This is a genomic window from Paractinoplanes aksuensis (assembly GCF_024137025.1).
GTDB lineage: Bacteria > Actinomycetota > Actinomycetes > Mycobacteriales > Micromonosporaceae > Actinoplanes > Actinoplanes aksuensis.
The window spans coordinates 49,229-64,503 of the sequence record NZ_JAMYJR010000033.1 but is presented as its reverse complement, the minus strand read 5'-3'; the positions used below and the strand labels follow the sequence as shown (position 1 = coordinate 64,503).

The following is a 15,275-nucleotide window of genomic DNA, read 5'->3' as shown; positions in this document are numbered from 1 at the left end:
GCCTCACGTAGGCAGCGTGATGCTGATGCGGCCCGACCGCAGGAAGTTGTCGACCTCGAAATCGGTCAGCTTCTCGCCGTTGGGCGCCCGCCACGGGAAGAAACCGACGGGCTTCTTCACGTACCAGCGGTCGAGGGTCTCATCGTGGGCGGTCGTTCCGTCGGGCAGATCAACGGACTTCAGGGTGGCAGTCACAATTCGAAGATAAAGACTGTGGGCAGGGTCTTCGCGGGCTATCGGCCGGACGTCACCTTTAATGGGAGGCGTCCGCAGATCTTGGGCGTCCATACTGTCCCCATGAAACTCGCCGAGGCACTTGCGCTGCGCGCGGATGCGTCGCGCCGCACCGAACAGCTCCGCTCCCGTATCACCGGAAGCGCCCGCTACCAGGAGGGCGAGACGCCGGCCGAAGACTCCGGGGCCCTGCTGGCCGAGGCGGGCGAGGTGCTCGACCAGCTCGAGACGTTGATCCGCCGGATCAACCGCACCAACGCCGCCACCGTCGTCGAGGGCGGCACTCTGACCGACGCGCTCGCTCGCCGCGACGTCCTGCGCCTGCGGCACGGCGTCATCACCGCGGCCGCCAACGCCGCGGCCGGTGAGGGCCAGCGCGGGTACCGGCAGTTGCGCTCCGAACTCAAGATGATCCCGGCCCTGCCGGTGGCCGACATCCGCCGCCAGGCCGACGACCTGGCCCGGCAGATCCGCGAGGTCGACACGCTGATCCAGCGCACCAACTGGGAGGTCGACCTGCTCGACTGACGAAGTGCGGAGCAGGTAGCCGACGTGGAGGCGCACACGAACCCGAGAGCCGGCGGGTAATCCGACTCACTCCCTGGCGCGCCGGGGGCAGGCGCGAGGGTTCAACTCCCTGACGCACAACGCATGCCCAGCACGCGGCACAAGTGACAGCGCACAGGGCACAGCACACCACCATGTGTGGATCCACGACGGTGAGGGCGGGCTCGGGGAAACTCCGCAATTTGCTTCATCTGAGACGGCCTCCGGCGGGCTCGGGAACTGTCGTACGTGTGTTCGAAGATGGTCGCATGTTGGCCGAGGTGCAGCAGATCAGTGAGGACGCGGCGAAGCTCGCCGCGGCCCCGCTGTGGTCGCTGTCCGACGAAGACATTGTCGACGGCCTGCGGACGGCCTACCGGCTGGAACAGATCGCCGTGGCGTTGCAGGCGCGGCTGGTGCGGCAGGCCGAGGTGCGCGGCCACCAGACCACTCCGCGCTGGCTGCGGTCGCACCTGCTGATCGACCGCCGCGCCGCGCGTGAGCTCGGCGAGCGAGCCGCCGCCCTGGCCCGGCATCCCGAGGTCGAACAGGCGTTGCTCGACGGCCGGGTCGACACCGGCCAGGCCACCGTCATCACCGCGACCATCGACACGGTCGCCACCGAACTGGCCGAGGCCGGCGACGCCGACGCCGACGGCCGCGTGGCCCACGACGCCACCACCGCCATGATCGAGCTGGCCGAACGGCTGCCGCCCTTGCAGTTGCGCCGGGTCGGCGAGCGGATCCTCGCCCACGTCGCCCCGCAACTGGCCGAGCGGACCGACGAGCTGGCGCTCACCAAACAGGAGGAGCGCGCCCACCGCGCCCGCGGGTTCACGCTGTCGGCCCCGGTCGCCGGGGTGGTCCGGTTGTCCGGCTCCCTCGGCGTGGAAGATGCTGCGCTGGTGCGGGCGGCGCTCGACCCGCTGTGCGCCCCGATCGTGGGCGACGAGCGAAACCCGGCCCAGCGGCGGGCCGACGCCCTGGCCGAGGTGTGCCGCCTGGCATTGCGGACGGGCGAGCTGCCGGCCACCGGCGGCGAACCGGCCCAGCTGTCGGTCACCGTCGCGTTCGACCCGCTCACCCAGGCGCTGGGCACGGCCACCACCGACGACGGCGTACGCCTGTCGGCCGAATCGCTACGCCGGCTGGCCTGCGACGCCAAGATTCTGCCGGCGGTCCTCGGCGGTGCCGGCCAGGTGCTCGACCTCGGCCGCTCGCAACGTTTGCCCACCGGCACGGTGCGGCGCGCATTGCACCTGCGCGACCGGGGTTGTGCCTTCCCCGACTGCGACCGCCCACCCCGCTGGACGGACGCCCACCACGTCCTCGCCTGGACCGAGGGCGGCGCTACCTGCCTCGGCAATCTGGTGTTGCTCTGTCGCCGCCACCACCGGCTGATTCATCACCCGACGGCGGGCTGGCAGATCCGCCTCGGCGCCGATGGCCAACCCGAATTCATCCCGCCGCCGGACGTCGACCCTGCCCGTGTTCCGCGCCGCAACCTCTACCACCTGCGCTTATAGGGCAGCAACCGACTGTCGCTCGGGCGCCCAGGTTGCTACCCGGGGACGCTGAGCTCGAACGCCTACCATGGCCTCGATGACGACTCCCGGAGAACGACCCGACTACGCCTCAAACCCCTGGACGCGGGCGGACAAGGCCCTGCACCTGCTGTCCGGCGGGCCGGTCGACCTCGGCGCCGCCGCCAAGAGACTCGGCCGCGGCAGCGGTGTTTATGCGTGGTGGGCGACGCTCGCCGTCTTTCCGGAGCTGCCTGGATCTCCGAACGCGGCTGACCCGTCATTCCGGCTGCTGTACATCGGCCGAGCGACCAGCCTGCGCGGGCGGATTCTGCGCAACCATCTGAGGCGGTCTGGCAGCTCCACCCTGCGCCGTACGTTGGCGGGGCTCCTCGTCTCTGAGGCCTACCGGACAACCTGGACCGATCGTGTGGTCCTGATTCCCGAGGACGAGGCACGACTGACCGCGTGGATGTACGCGCACCTTCGTCTGACCTGGGCTGAGGAAGAGGAGCCTTCTTCCGTCGAGACCGAACTTGTCTCGCGCCTGCATCCGCCGCTGAACGTCCACGGCGTCGCGCCCGAATACGTCCAGGCGGCCGTGGTCGCCGCCAAGAACGCGTACAACGCCTCCAGCCGGCCGAGCGATGCTTCAGCGACGCGCTGACCGGCCCTGGATCGCGCGATGTGAGCAAGCATCGTGCTGAGTGACAGCCCGCCCGCGATGCTGCGTTTCGCAAGGTCTTGGGGAACGCCTCTCCGCACGCGGGGGTGGGCGGCAGGTCCCGCGTGACCCAGAACGGCGGCCCCATCGCGCTTTCGGCCGACGACGAATTGCCGTTGCTCAGAGTCATGCGGGAGGTGCATTGGCAAGTCTTCGGCTGGACGCCGGCCGAGAGCTCTCAGCATGCGCCGCAGTGGGCAGAGGAGGCTCGTGAGGCTGTCTGTCGCGCGATGGCCATTGCCGTCGCGCGAGGCGGCCCGTGGGCTGGTCCCGACCATGTGCTGGAGTCTCTGCTCGGGGACTCCGGCAACGCGGCGAGCCGCCTTGTCCAGCGACAAGGTTTAGATCTTGAGCTGCTGACGGTGGTGGCCCGCCGGACCTGGCCCGACCCTGGTGGTGAACCGCCACGTCGAGGGCTGGTGGACATGCTGAGTCGAGCGGGCGTACTGACCGAACCTGGGCGCGACCGCGGGCCCCGTTCTGGAGCGCTGACGCAACGATTGGCCGCTGGTTTCTTCCGCGTGTTCGCTCAAGCGAGTCCCGTCCTGGCGCTCCTGGAAGATGAAGCCGTCGCCGAAACCGTCCGTATGGGGCATGACAGGACGACGGCCACGCATTTGATCCTTGCTGTCCTCCTCTTCGAGGAAGAGCTGGCAGGCAGTGGCTTGCGTCCAGTGGAGGCCTACAACCCCTCGTGCGAGGTCGTGTTGAGCCTGTTTCGCGTATCGGCATCTGCGGGAACCGCGCCGGCGCTCCGACGCGCTCTCGTGTTGTGGGTGGGGCTGTCACCAGGCGACGTGAGCGTCGGTCAGGCGGCGTTTGCGGATGTAGTTGCCGCGTAGGAGCTGTCGCTGGATCCGGTAGGCCGAGGTCGCCTGGTGGATGACCTTCAGACCCAGGCCGGCCAGAGCGAGGTTCGCGACCAGGATCGCGGCGAGGATTTTCCACCAGGGGTCGTTGTGGCTCCCGGCCTCTGCTATCAGCACGCCGCCGGTGGAAGCGACATAAACAACGGTGTCGACCACGACGAACCAGCCGACGATCCGGGCTCGGCGGTAGCCCCAGACGGAGTTCATCCGGGTCGCGGCGGTGACTCCGGCCGCCGTGAACAGGGCGGCCAACAGCCAGTCGGTCACGATCGGGCCGGTTCCCCAGATCTCCCACAAGGGGTAGAGCGCCAAGCCGGTGAGCGGGCCCAGCGCGAAGAACGACAGGACGCCCGCTCCGCAGCGCGCGAGCGCTACGAGCCCTACCAGTGCGCCGGTCCACCCGCGGAGGCTGCGTCGAATGCGGGCTACGTCCATCGCTACTTGAACACGTTCAACCATGCTGGGAGCCTATAAGCGCTCCTTTGGCCGGACAAGACACAGCCCGGGTGGCCCCGTAACACCGACGCGCACCGTGCATGTGACTCGCCGAGGCGCCGGGAACAAGCTCCGGCCGGGGGCTGCTGCACCTGGGGTGATCAACGCCGGGGTTCGTCTCTCGCTGCTGGATCGGTCGCGCACTCGGGCCGGGGAGGCTGAGTCGATGGCGCTCGGCCGCACGGTGGCGCGAGCCGCCCGGGTGGAACAGCTGGGGTACGACCGGTTCTGGGTGGCTGAGCATCACGGTGTTCCCGGGATTGCCGGGTCGGCGCCGGCGGTGTTGCTGGCGGCGGTCGCCGGGGCGACCACGACGATCCGGATCGGGTCGGCCGGAGTGATGTTGCCGCACCATCAGCCGCTGGTGGTAGCTGAGCAGTTCGCCACGCTGTCAGCCTTCGCGCCGGGGCGGGTCGACCTGGGGCTGGGGCGCTCGCCCGGATTCACCGCGCCGGTCCGCCGAGCGCTGCGGCAGAACACTGCCGACGACCACTTCGCGACCGACCTCGGCGAGCTGCGTCGGTTCCTCGACGGTACGGCCGAGATCAGCATGCACCCGCAGCCGGCGAGCCCGGTGCCGATGTACGTGCTGGCTACCGGCAGTGGATTGCGGGTCGCGGCCGAACTCGGGCTGCCGGTGATCGTGGGCGGGCCGCTCCTGGGCCTCGGCGGTGATCCGGCGCCCGGGCTGGAGCGGCTGGCGGAATACCGGCGCACCTTCCGGCCGTCGCCGCAGCAGTCTGAGCCGTGGGTGGCCGTCAGCACCGACGTGCTGATCGCCGACACCGAGGCCGAGGCGGCCGACCTGATGCTGCCCGAGGCGTGGGCGATGGCGCTGAGCCGCACCACCGGCGTGTTCCCGCCCTTGGTGCCGGTGGCCGAGGTGCGCGCCGCCACTCGGACGCCGCGCCAGCAGCAGTATCTCGAGCAGACCGTCGCGGCGGCCGTGGCCGGGACGCCGGCCCAGGTCGAGCGCCGGCTGGCCGAGTTGTTCGACCGTACGGGAGCGGCCGAGCTGGTCGCCGCGGGCAGCACCTTCGACCGGGACGCGCTGGCAGCCTCGGACAGGGCACTGGGCTCGTTGTTCGGCCGGTCGTAGGCGCTCAGTGCGGGCAGGAGCCGGCGGGGCTGCGGCAGCGGGCCGAGGCGATAGGCGGGCCGTTGCCGCGTCCGGCGGTCAGGGTAGGTCGGCGGCGGCGTCGTAGCGGCGGCGCAACTCGGTCATCTCGGTGGTGGACAGGGCTTCCTTGGCGGCCATTTCCGCGTATGGGGTAGGGAACATCTGCCGGAGGCGGTCCACGAACTTGATGTCGGCCGTGGCTTCGACGACCTGGATGCCGGGCGGGGTCGTCGTGACGTCGAGGATCAGTGGGCCGGCCAGTTTGACGGCGACGTCCCACGGGCGTTTCGATTCGGCGACGCCGCAGAGGTGGAAGCCGTACACCGCCCGTACGCCGGAAAGGGTTGTGGCCTCGGACGGCTCGTGGCCGTAGACGCGGACGCCGCAGATGACGGGCGACGGGCTCGCGGAGGCCGACGGCTGAGCGGCGTGGCCGGCGTGGTTGTGCTGGCCGGGGTCCGACTTCTCCAGCGTGTCCCGCATCAGGGTCACGATCTGCGAGTCGAGGTCGGCCGCGGCGGGAGCGCCCGAGTCGCGTAGCACGGCCGCGCCGGCCGTGGCGGCCAGCAGGATTGCCGCTACGCCCACGTAGCGGGCCTTGGATGACACCGTCATTGGCTCTCCTCGCAGCGGGTCCGGCCCGGGGCGACGGTTGCCGCCCCGGGCCGGGTGTGGGTCAGGTGAAGTTGACGTCGCTGCACCACATGTAGGCCTGGTCCAGGTGGGAGGCCTGCCAGATGACGAACAGGATGTGGTGGCCGGTGTAGCCCGAGGTCGAGATGTTGAACGAGATGTTCTGCGCGGGGGCGTAGCGGCCGGTCTGGGTGATGAAGTCGAGGTTGCCCCAGCCGAGGCTCTGGGTGGCCGGGTTGAACCCCTGCTTGCTGACGTAGACCCGGAAGTAGTCGGCGCCGTGACTGGCCTGGTCGTACAGGTTGACGGTGAAGTTGCGAGTCACGTTGGTCGTGCGCCAGGCGCCCGGGCTGTTCAGGGTGTTGTTGCGGCTGAGCCCGTTGCTGCACAGCTGCCCGTCGGGGGTGCGGGCCTGGAACTGAGCGCCGAGGCCGTCCCGCAGGGCGCTCATCCAGTTCCACATGGTGTCAGGGTTGGCCTGGAACGCCTCCCAGCACTTGGGGTCCTGCTGTTGCATGGCCGGGTTCATGTGCTGGCTGCCCCAGGACTGCCAGCACTGGTAGGCGCGGCTGGCCGGGTTGATGATCGTGCCGTGGGCCTGGGCCGCGCCGGCCCCGGGCAGCAGGGCCGCCACCAGGGCGAACAACGCGATCAGGACCTGTACGGGGCGGCGGGCGGCTGAGCGTTGCTGCCGGGATTGCAGGGAATCGTGTGGAAGCACGGTTCCTCCTCCGTTCTTCGGCATTCGGGGGATGGGAGCGCTCCCACCTAGAGTCGCATCTCGGTGTCCAGATATCAACCTTTGTCTATCTAGATCCGCAATGACCGAGCCTCGGCGGCGGTAGTGACCGGGCCCGGTGGTGATGCGGTTCGGCGGGATGGGGCCGAGCCGGGAAGCCGGGGTGTGACACTGGGCCGACTGACGACAGGTAGAGGGTGTGGACCACGACGACACCGCCGAGGAGCGCTTCCGCGCTCTGCACGCGGCCACCTACACCGACCTGCTGCGCTTCGTGAAACGGCGGATCCCGGACGACGACGCCGATGGCGTCGTCTCCGCCGCTTTTCTCGTGGCGTGGCGGCGCTTCGGTGACCGACCGGACGACGCCCGGCCCTGGCTGTTCGGCATCGCCCGCAACATCCTGGCCAACCAGGCCCGGTCGCGGCTGCGTCGCGGTGCGGTCGACGTCCGGATGGTGGGTGACCACAGTACCACCGAGGCCGACCGGGCGCCGGGTGTCGACGCGCGCATCGACCTGGTCCGGGCGTGGTGGGCGCTGAGCGCGGCCGACCGCGAGGTGCTCGCGCTGGTCGCCTTCGACGGGCTCACCGACGTGCAGGCGGCGGCCGTGCTGGGCTGCCACCGGGCCACCTTCCGGATGCGGCTCAACCGGGCCCGGCGCCGGCTGCGCGCCGGGCTGGAGCCGGCCACCGACCTTTCCTCCCCTGTCGAAACCTGGAGCAGAACATGAACGAACTCGACCGCTTGTCGACCCTCGACCCGATGCGCGACTTCGAACCCACCGCCGAGCGCCGGGCGCGGGCCACGGCCGGCCTCGACGACCTGCTGCGCGAATCGGCGCCGGCCACGGGTCGACGGCCCGGAACTCGATGGCTGGGCGCACTGGGGCGAGAGCCCATGGAGGAAGCCCCGCGACGGGGAGCCCCGCGACGGGGAGCCCCGCGACGGGGAGCCCCGCGACGGGGAGCCCCGGGAAAGGGTGTCCTGGGACCGGGGGCCCGTCGGTCCGGGGCGCGGCGGCTGATGTTCGGTGGCGTCGCCGTGGCGGCGGCCGCGGCTGTCGCGGTAGCGGCCGTGCAGCTCGTTCCGAACGGAAACGGCAACCGGGCGTACGCCTCGTGGACCGCCACCCCGAAGGCCGTGGCCGTCGCCGACGTTCTTCCACAGGCGAAGCAGTGCGCGACTGGCTGGGGAGCGGACTGGGAGACCCCGCCCACCGCCGCCGACATCGTGCTGGCCGAGCGCCGCGGCGACGCCACCCTGGTGCTCGTCAAAATGGACAGCACCGCGCTGACCAGCTGTTTTGTTCTCGATCCGGCGGAGGGTGCGGCCGGCGCCGACCTGCTCGACACGGCGTCCCCGGCGCCCGCCGCTGGACGGGTGCGGACCGTGTCGATGGGCGCCGTGGAAGGCAGCGAGGGCTGGTACTCCAGCGTGATCGGCCGGGCCGGCGCCGGCGTCGAGAAGGTCGAGATCGAGCTGCCCGACGGCACCGAGGTTCGGGCCAGCCTGCGCGACGGCTGGTGGGCGGCGTGGTGGCCGGGTCACGAGGGTGGCGAGGCCGACGGCGTGCGCATCGTCGTGCACGCTGACGGCAAGTCCCGCGACTACCGGCCGTCTCAGCTCCACGGTTGACCCGCAGCGCCGACGCAAAGCAAAGCCGACGTGAAGTGGAGCGGCGACGAGGCGGAGCCGGTCAGGTCAGTAGCTCGAGCAGGGTGCGGGCGCCGAAGCCGGTGGCGCCGTCGGCCGAGGCGTCGCCCGACCAGGCCGGGCCGGTCATGTCGCAGTGGACCCAGGGGACCGTGCGGGGGACGAACTCGCCCAGGAACAACGCGGCCGTGATGGCCCGGCCCGAGTCGTGCAGGGGATGGTTCCGTACGCCGGACGGGGTCTTGACCTGGTCGAGGTAGCGCTCGTCGTAGGGCAGGCGCCACAGCGGCTCGCCGGCGCGGGCCCCCGCTGACAGGAAGCGGGCGGCCGCGTCGTCGTCGCGGGCCAGGACGGCGGCGATCTCGGGGCCCAGCGCGATCTCGGCCTGGTAGGTCAGCGTGGCCAGGTCGACCAGCAGGCGCGGGCCGGCGTCGGCGGCCAGGGCCAGGGCGTCGGCCAGGATCACCCGGCCCTCGAAGTCGGTGTCGAGGATCTGGATCTCGGTGCCGTTCCACGCGGTGACCACGTCGCCGGGCCGGGCGGCGCCGGGACCGGGCATGTTCTCGGCGAACGGCAGCACCGCCCGCACGGGCACGGCACAACCCGCTCGGCGCAGGCCCGCCATCACCGCCAGCACGGTGACCGCCCCCGCGACATCCATCCGCATGCTCTGCATGGCCGCGGGCGACTTGAGCGACAAGCCGCCGCTGTCGAACGTGACCCCCTTCCCGACCAGTGCGACCTCCGGGCCACCAGTCTCCGGCAAGTGGTCCAACGTAACCAGGTACGGCCCATCCCAGGATCCGCCGCCGATCGCCGCCAGCCCGCCGAAGCCCTGCGACCGCACCTCGTCGGGGCCGAGCACGGTGCAGGTCAGGCCCGCGTTCTCGGCGATCCGGGCCGCCCACCCGGCGGCGGCGCTCGGCGTGAGCAGGTTGGCCGGCGCGCTGACCAGCAGCCGGGCCAGGCGCGCGACGTCGGCCGCCAGTTGACCGCGCAGCGCGTCCGGGAGTTGTGCCTCGTCGACGAGCAGAGTGGTCTCCGCCGGGGCTCCGGTGATCAGGCCGTCGACGACCGGTCCGGTCAGGCCGGGCGGGGCCGACACCGCGACAGTGTCGCCGGAGCGCAGGCGGGCGCCGGCGGCGATGGCGGCCCGCCGGGCTGTCTCCGCGGTCGGGACCTCGCCCAGCGCCACCAGAAGCGTGTCGCCCCGCACGTGCGGCGCCCAGCCGCCAGTGGGAACGGAGGGCACGAATGCGATGCCACGGTCCGCCTTTCCGGCATCGACGGTCACCGGTCCGATGCCGGTCACGACGGCGTCGGCCGCCGCGGCGATCTCGGCCGCCCGGTCCCGCTTGTCGGTGCTGGTCACGACGCCTCCCAGGGGGTCACCGGTATCGGCGCATCCTCCCCGGGGCGCCCGGGCGCCGATCGTGCGCGCCGCACGCGTGGGCACCCCGGCGCTATGCCGGGCGCACACTCCGGGCGTACCACCGCCCCCTAACTTGCGCTTACCTGACCGGCCTGGACGCGAGGGAGATCACATGGGGCGGTATCGAGTCGCGATGGACATCGGGGGCACGTTCACCGATGTCGTGACGTACGACCAGCAGAGCGGGGCGTTCGCGGCGACCAAGGCCTCGACCACGCCCGGTGACCTCAGCCAGGGCGTGCTGGCCGGCCTGGACGCGGTGGTCGACGAGCCGGCCGGCATCGACTTCCTCGTGCACGGCACCACGCAGGGCCTCAACGCCTTCCTCGAACGGCGCGGCGTGCCCGTGCTGCTGCTCGGCACGGCCGGGCTCGAGGACACGTACCACATCGCCCGTGGCCCCCGGGCCCGTCTGTACGACCTGCACTACCGCAAGCCGACGCCGCTGGTGCCGCGCCGGGACGTGCTGGGCATCGGCGGCCGCATCGCCGCCGACGGCTCCGAGCTGACGCCGCTCGACGAGGACGCCGTCCGGGCCGCCGCTCAGACGGCTCGTTCTCAGCAAAAACGAGCGATCGCCGTGGCCTTCCTGTTCAGCTACAAGAACCCGGCGCACGAGCTGCGGGCCCGCGAGATCCTGCACGAGGAGCTGGGCGACGACATCACGGTGTCGGTCTCGCACGAGGCGGCCAAGGAATGGCGCGAGTACGAGCGGACCTCGTCGGCCGTGGTCGAGGCGTACACCGGTCCGATCGTACGGAATTATCTTCTCGATCTTGAAGGCCGTCTCGACGAGCGCGGGTTGCGGGTGCCGTTGCACGTCATGCAGTCGTCCGGCGGCATCCTGACCGCGGAGTCGGCCCGCCGCCGCCCGCTGCAGACGCTGCTGTCGGGCCCGGTCGGTGGCGCGATCGCGAGCGCCGAGCTCTCCCGGCAGACCGGCCGCCCGCACCTGATCGGCATCGACATGGGCGGCACCAGCTTCGACGTGTCGCTGATCGTTGACGGCGAGCCCGACGTGTCGGCCGAGGCCCAGCTCGAGGGCCTGCCGATGCTGATGAGCGTGGTCAACATCCACACCGTCGGGGCCGGCGGCGGCTCGGTGGCCTGGGCCGAGGCGGGCGGCCTGAGGGTGGGTCCGCGCAGCGCGGGCGCCCGCCCCGGGCCGGCCTGCTACGGCCGCGGCGGCACCGAACCGACCGTGACCGACGCCAACCTGGTGCTGGGCCGGATCGACCCCGAGGGTTTCGCGGGCGGTCAGATGACGCTCGACCCGAAGCCGGCCGAGACCGCAGTCGACGGGCTGGCCGAGGTGTTCGGCATGACCACCACGTCGATGGCCGAGGGCATCTGCGACGTGGCCAACTCCAAGATGGCCCAGGCCATTCGTACGATCACCGTCTCCCGCGGCATCGAGCCGCGCGACTCGGCGCTGGTCGCCTTCGGCGGCGCGGGGCCGATGCACGCGGTGTTCCTGGCCCGCGAGCTGGGCATTGCCGAGACGGTGGTGCCACGGTTCCCGGGCGCGTTCTCGGCCTGGGGCATGCTGCAGACGCAGATCCGGCAGGACTACACCGAGCCGTACTTCTTCCTCGACGCCGACCTCGACCCCGCGGACATGGCGGCCACGCTGGCCCGGCTCGAGAAGGACGGCCTGGACGGGCTCGACCACGAGGGTGTGGCCGGGGACGCGCGCCACGCGAGTCACGCGGTCGACATCCGGTACGCGGCCCAGGAGTACACGCTGACCGTGCCGCTGACCGGCGCCGACGAGCCGTTGGGGGAGACGTTCCGGGCCGACGTGGCGCAGCGCTTCGCCGACCTGCACAAGGGCCGGTACGGGCACGCCAACCTGGGCGCGCCGATCGAGTTCGTGGCCTTGCGCACGGCGGCCTTCGGCGACCTGGGACGGCCGGAACCGCAGAAATGGCCTGCGGCCGAGAAGCCCGATTTCCCGTACGAAATTCGGTCGGTGGTCTTCGACGGCCAGGCTCAGGACACGGTGGTGGCCCGGCGCGACGACCTGTTCGTGGGGCACACGTTCGACGGGCCGGCCGTGGTCGTCGAGGACACCGCGACCACGGTCGTGCCGCCCGGCTACGCGGTGAGCGTCGACGACATCGGCTCGCTGATCATCTCTCGGAAGGACGGCCAGTGACCATCGATCCGGTAAGCATCGACCCGGTCAGCATCGACCCGGTCAGCATCGACCCGGTCAGCATCGACCCGGTCAGTATCGACCCGGTCAGCATCGATCCGGTGACCGTCGAGATCATCCGCAACGCGCTCAATGCCGCCGCGGACGACATGAACGCCACGCTGATCCGCTCGGCCTACACCCCGATCATCTACGAGTGCGGCGACTGCGTGGTCGCCCTGCTCGACGCCAACCACCAGGTGCTGGGCCAGTCGGCCGGCCTGCCGATCTTCCTCGGCAACCTGGAGACGTGCACGCTGGCCACCGAGGAGCGCTTCGGCCGCGAGGTGTGGCAGCCGGGTGATGTGTGGATCCTCAACGACAGCTACCTGGGCGGCACGCACCTCAACGACGTGACCATCTTCGGCCCGGTCTTCGTGGACGAGACGCTGGTCGGGTTCACCGCCTCGCGGGCCCACTGGATCGACGTCGGCTCGAAAGACCCGGGCGGCTCGATGGACTCGGTCAACATCTTCCAGGAGGGCCTGCGTCTCGGCCCGCAGAAGCTGGTCTCGGGCGGCGTCGAGGAGCGCTCGGTCACCGACACGATCGCCACCAACGTGCGGTTCCCCTACCCGACCACGGGCGACATGCACGCCATGATGGCCTGCATCCAGATGGGGGAGCGACGGCTGCAAGAGATCGTACGGCGGTTCGGGCTGTCCACTCTGGAGGCCGCCCGCGACGAGATCTTCCACCAGACCGAGTTGCTCGAGCGGGCGGTCATCGCGAAGATCCCGGACGGCGTCTACAGCGCCGAGGGCGTGCTCGACAACGACGGCGTCGACCTCGACACCCCGGTCCCGATCCGGCTGCGCATCACCGTGTCCGGCGAGGAGATCGACTTCGACGTGACCGAGTCGGCCGACCAGACCGTGGGCCCGGTCAACTGCGGCGTCTCGCAGGCCGTGTCGGCCCTCCGGGTCGGCTACAAGCTGCTGGTCAGCCCCGACCTGCCGGGCAACGGCGGCTCCTTCCGGTCGATGACGACCCAGGTCCGCGAGGGCTCGGTGCTCGGCGCGAGGTCGCCCGCGGCCTGCCAGTGGTACTTCTCGCACCTCGGCCTGCTGATCGACATGGTGGCCCGGGCGCTCGCCCCCGCCCTGCCCGACCAGGTGGCCGGGGCCAGCCACGGCGACTCGATGATCATCCTGTCGGCCGGGGTCGACCCGCGGGTCCAGCGCGAGTTCGTCAGCCTCGAGGCCACCGTCGGCGGCTGGGGCGGCTGGAACGGCTCGGACGGCGAGAGCGCGCTGATCAACAACGTCAACGGCTCGCTCAAGGACATCCCGGTCGAGGTGTACGAGACCCGCTATCCTTGGCGCATCAACGAATACCGGATCCGCCCCGACTCCGGCGGCTCGGGCAAATGGCGCGGTGGCAACGGCGTCGTCCGCGAGTACGAGGCCCAGACCGACCTGACCGTGTCGCTGTGGTTCGAGCGGTCGCGGCAGCCGGCCTGGGGTCTGTTCGGCGGCGAGGACGCGGTCGGTCCCGAGGTCGTCATCAACCCGGGCCGCGACGACGAACGCCGCATCCTGAAGATCAACGGCATGCCGCTCAGGAAGGGCGACGTGGTGCGCTGCGCGACCGGCGGCGGTGGCGGCTACGGCGACCCGACCGAACGCGCCGCCGACGACGTGCGGGCCGACGTGCTCGACCACAACATCACCGCCGACGCGGCCCGCAACCGCTACGGCATCGGCGCCTGAGAGTGAGATGCCCCGGCCCGGCACGCCGGGCCGGGGCATGACTTTCAATTGACGCCTGTCTAAACATCTCCCATACTCCCTGTGCCACATGACTGTGATCACGGGGAGGCATTTCGTGCGGCGTCAATTCGTGCTGCGCACCGGGCTGGTTCTGGCCCTGACCGCGCTGACATTCACCCACCCGGCCGCGGCTGCGGCCGACGAGCCGGCACAGACGCTCGTCGCCTCGGCGCAGGCGACAATCGGCGGGTATCCCGTGTGGGCCCACTTCAACAACCCACACGCGAACAACGACCGCGACAACACCATCCACCTCGAACTCGAGCGGTTGATCGACGCCGCGCCCGAGAACTCGACGATCCGGGGCACGATCCACTCGATCAGCATCCCCTCGGTGGGCCAGGCCCTGAAGCGGGCCCAGGACCGCCGGGTCAGGGTGATGGTCGTGGTCGACGGCAAGAACACCGACCTGACCAACGGCGGCGTCGCGGCGATCAAGCAGCTGACCGAGCACAAGTTCTGTTCGCGCAGCAGCGGCGGGCGGGCGTGCATCAGCTCCAGCGGCGACGGCGACATGCACACCAAGATGTTCACCTTCACCGCCACGAAGGACCCCAACGGCACCGACCGGACCAACGTCTCGTGGTTCGGCTCGGCCAACCTCACGTACGCGACCGGGCCCGACTCGTTCAACAACACCGTGACTGTGTACGGCGACGCGGCGCTGATGAACGGGCTGAACGCGAACTTCGCCGACATGTGGAACCAGCGGCAGGTCTCCGGGAACGACTACTACGACGCCGCTTCGGGCCGGGGTTACTACCAGGCCACCGCCGCTGACGCGTACGCCTCACCGGAGGCGGCCGGGCAGACCGACACGATCGTCACCCGGCTCAACGACGCCACGCCGGACGCGAACTGCCGGCTGCGCATCGGGATGTCCTTCGTCACCGCGGGCCGTCCGGGCATCACCAACCTGGTCAAGCGGTTCAAGGCGGCCGGCTGTCAGATCTGGGTCGTCGTCGGCACCACCAGCACCGGCGACATCAACATGACCCGCAGCGTCTACGACGACCTGCTCGGGGCCGGGGTGAAGATCCGCAGCATGGACAAGGTCCACGACAAGTTCTTCGCCCTCTACGCGAAGTTCGGCTCGGCCTACCAGTACCGGGTCTACACCGGCTCGCAGAACTGGAGCCAGGACGCGCTGAGCGAGAACGACGAGATCTTCGTGAAGATGGGCCCGGAGTCGGGCACGACGCATCCGCTGTACAACGGCTTCTACAACCACTTCAACGACGCCTACAACAACGGCGTCACCTGCACGACCTCGAACTTCCCCTGCAAGTAGGACCCGTCGGCGGGGCCGTGCCCGGTCACGGACACGGCCCCGCC

At 70.6% G+C, this 15,275-nt stretch carries 16 protein-coding genes; 10 read left to right on the top strand and 6 right to left on the bottom strand.

From position 1 onward, the window contains the following. Positions 1–3: 3 nt before the first annotated feature. Entirely contained in the window at positions 4–195 is a 192-nt protein-coding gene (locus tag M1L60_RS30415; protein ID WP_253240982.1) for a hypothetical protein, read from the bottom strand. A gap of 102 nt (positions 196–297) precedes the next feature. Between M1L60_RS30415 and M1L60_RS30410 the strand changes: the two genes are divergently transcribed. The 4 genes from M1L60_RS30410 (at position 298) to M1L60_RS30395 (ending at position 3,869) form a co-directional block, all read left to right on the top strand. Then, complete coding sequence (locus M1L60_RS30410) at positions 298–762, top strand: DIP1984 family protein (RefSeq protein WP_253240981.1); 465 nt, start codon at positions 298–300, stop codon at positions 760–762. A gap of 287 nt (positions 763–1,049) precedes the next feature. After that, the gene (locus M1L60_RS30405; RefSeq protein ID WP_253240980.1) at positions 1,050–2,306 is read left to right on the top strand and encodes an HNH endonuclease signature motif containing protein; all 1,257 of its coding nucleotides are present in this window, start codon (positions 1,050–1,052) and stop codon (positions 2,304–2,306) included. 76 nt (positions 2,307–2,382) lie between these two features. Continuing rightward, the gene (locus tag M1L60_RS30400) at positions 2,383–2,970 is read left to right on the top strand and encodes a GIY-YIG nuclease family protein (RefSeq protein ID WP_253240979.1); all 588 of its coding nucleotides are present in this window, start codon (positions 2,383–2,385) and stop codon (positions 2,968–2,970) included. A 122-nt stretch (positions 2,971–3,092) separates the two neighbouring features. After that, the gene (locus M1L60_RS30395) at positions 3,093–3,869 is read left to right on the top strand and encodes a hypothetical protein (RefSeq protein WP_253240978.1); all 777 of its coding nucleotides are present in this window, start codon (positions 3,093–3,095) and stop codon (positions 3,867–3,869) included. Here M1L60_RS30395 and M1L60_RS30390 read toward each other — a convergent pair. Further along, positions 3,813–4,355, bottom strand: a complete 543-nt coding sequence (locus tag M1L60_RS30390; RefSeq protein WP_253240977.1) for a hypothetical protein — start codon at positions 4,353–4,355, stop codon at positions 3,813–3,815. The genes M1L60_RS30395 and M1L60_RS30390 overlap by 57 nt on opposite strands. Positions 4,356–4,488: 133 nt before the next feature. Between M1L60_RS30390 and M1L60_RS30385 the strand changes: the two genes are divergently transcribed. After that, positions 4,489–5,490 carry an MsnO8 family LLM class oxidoreductase gene (locus tag M1L60_RS30385; RefSeq protein WP_308208560.1) on the top strand — a complete coding sequence of 334 codons (1,002 nt, stop codon included), beginning with the start codon at positions 4,489–4,491 and terminating at the stop codon, positions 5,488–5,490. A gap of 78 nt (positions 5,491–5,568) precedes the next feature. Here the strand turns inward: M1L60_RS30385 and M1L60_RS30380 are convergent, their stop codons facing one another. Both M1L60_RS30380 and M1L60_RS30375 read right to left on the bottom strand, forming a co-directional pair. Continuing rightward, positions 5,569–6,126 carry a hypothetical protein gene (locus M1L60_RS30380; protein WP_253240975.1) on the bottom strand — a complete coding sequence of 186 codons (558 nt, stop codon included), beginning with the start codon at positions 6,124–6,126 and terminating at the stop codon, positions 5,569–5,571. Positions 6,127–6,187: 61 nt separating this feature from the next. Next, positions 6,188–6,865: a lytic polysaccharide monooxygenase auxiliary activity family 9 protein gene (locus tag M1L60_RS30375; protein WP_253240974.1), complete on the bottom strand. Its 678-nt coding sequence runs from the start codon at positions 6,863–6,865 to the stop codon at positions 6,188–6,190. 217 nt (positions 6,866–7,082) lie between these two features. Between M1L60_RS30375 and M1L60_RS30370 the strand changes: the two genes are divergently transcribed. Both M1L60_RS30370 and M1L60_RS30365 read left to right on the top strand, forming a co-directional pair. Continuing rightward, a complete protein-coding gene (locus M1L60_RS30370) occupies positions 7,083–7,616 on the top strand; it encodes an RNA polymerase sigma factor (protein ID WP_253240973.1) in 534 nt (177 codons plus the stop codon). Then, positions 7,613–8,521 (top strand): serine/threonine-protein kinase, encoded by a 909-nt coding sequence (locus M1L60_RS30365; RefSeq protein ID WP_253240972.1) that lies wholly within the window; start codon positions 7,613–7,615, stop codon positions 8,519–8,521. The genes M1L60_RS30370 and M1L60_RS30365 overlap by 4 nt, the downstream gene beginning before the upstream one ends. A 61-nt stretch (positions 8,522–8,582) precedes the next feature. Here M1L60_RS30365 and M1L60_RS30360 read toward each other — a convergent pair whose 3' ends face one another. Then, positions 8,583–9,911 (bottom strand): M17 family metallopeptidase, encoded by a 1,329-nt coding sequence (locus tag M1L60_RS30360; RefSeq protein WP_253240971.1) that lies wholly within the window; start codon positions 9,909–9,911, stop codon positions 8,583–8,585. A gap of 172 nt (positions 9,912–10,083) precedes the next feature. On the opposite strand from M1L60_RS30360, the gene M1L60_RS30355 reads away from it, so the two are divergent. Next, on the top strand, positions 10,084–12,129 hold the full coding sequence (locus tag M1L60_RS30355) for a hydantoinase/oxoprolinase family protein (RefSeq protein ID WP_253240970.1): 2,046 nt from the start codon (positions 10,084–10,086) through the stop codon (positions 12,127–12,129). Here the strand turns inward: M1L60_RS30355 and M1L60_RS48560 are convergent. Continuing rightward, positions 12,104–12,193 (bottom strand): hypothetical protein, encoded by a 90-nt coding sequence (locus M1L60_RS48560; protein ID WP_438862170.1) that lies wholly within the window; start codon positions 12,191–12,193, stop codon positions 12,104–12,106. The two genes, M1L60_RS30355 and M1L60_RS48560, sit on opposite strands and share 26 nt — an antisense overlap. 37 nt (positions 12,194–12,230) lie before the next feature. On the opposite strand from M1L60_RS48560, the gene M1L60_RS30350 reads away from it, so the two are divergent. Both M1L60_RS30350 and M1L60_RS30345 read left to right on the top strand, forming a co-directional pair. Beyond that, complete coding sequence (locus M1L60_RS30350) at positions 12,231–13,880, top strand: hydantoinase B/oxoprolinase family protein (RefSeq protein WP_438862166.1); 1,650 nt, start codon at positions 12,231–12,233, stop codon at positions 13,878–13,880. 115 nt (positions 13,881–13,995) lie between these two features. Then, the gene (locus M1L60_RS30345; protein WP_253240968.1) at positions 13,996–15,231 is read left to right on the top strand and encodes a phospholipase D-like domain-containing protein; all 1,236 of its coding nucleotides are present in this window, start codon (positions 13,996–13,998) and stop codon (positions 15,229–15,231) included. The last annotated feature ends 44 nt before the right edge of the window (positions 15,232–15,275 follow it).

Excerpts from the sequence above, each read along its gene's own strand:
- M1L60_RS30400 (WP_253240979.1), top strand. The coding sequence starts at position 2,383 with ATGACGACTCCCGGAGAACGACCCGACTACGCCTCAAACCCCTGGACG.
- M1L60_RS30405 (WP_253240980.1), top strand. The coding sequence starts at position 1,050 with ATGTTGGCCGAGGTGCAGCAGATCAGTGAGGACGCGGCGAAGCTCGCC.
- M1L60_RS30390 (WP_253240977.1), bottom strand. The coding sequence starts at position 4,355 with ATGGTTGAACGTGTTCAAGTAGCGATGGACGTAGCCCGCATTCGACGC.
- M1L60_RS30365 (WP_253240972.1), top strand. The coding sequence starts at position 7,613 with ATGAACGAACTCGACCGCTTGTCGACCCTCGACCCGATGCGCGACTTC.
- M1L60_RS30355 (WP_253240970.1), top strand. The coding sequence starts at position 10,084 with ATGGGGCGGTATCGAGTCGCGATGGACATCGGGGGCACGTTCACCGAT.
- M1L60_RS30380 (WP_253240975.1), bottom strand. The coding sequence starts at position 6,126 with ATGACGGTGTCATCCAAGGCCCGCTACGTGGGCGTAGCGGCAATCCTG.
- M1L60_RS48560 (WP_438862170.1), bottom strand. The coding sequence starts at position 12,193 with ATGCTGACCGGGTCGATGCTGACCGGGTCGATGCTGACCGGGTCGATG.
- M1L60_RS30410 (WP_253240981.1), top strand. The coding sequence starts at position 298 with ATGAAACTCGCCGAGGCACTTGCGCTGCGCGCGGATGCGTCGCGCCGC.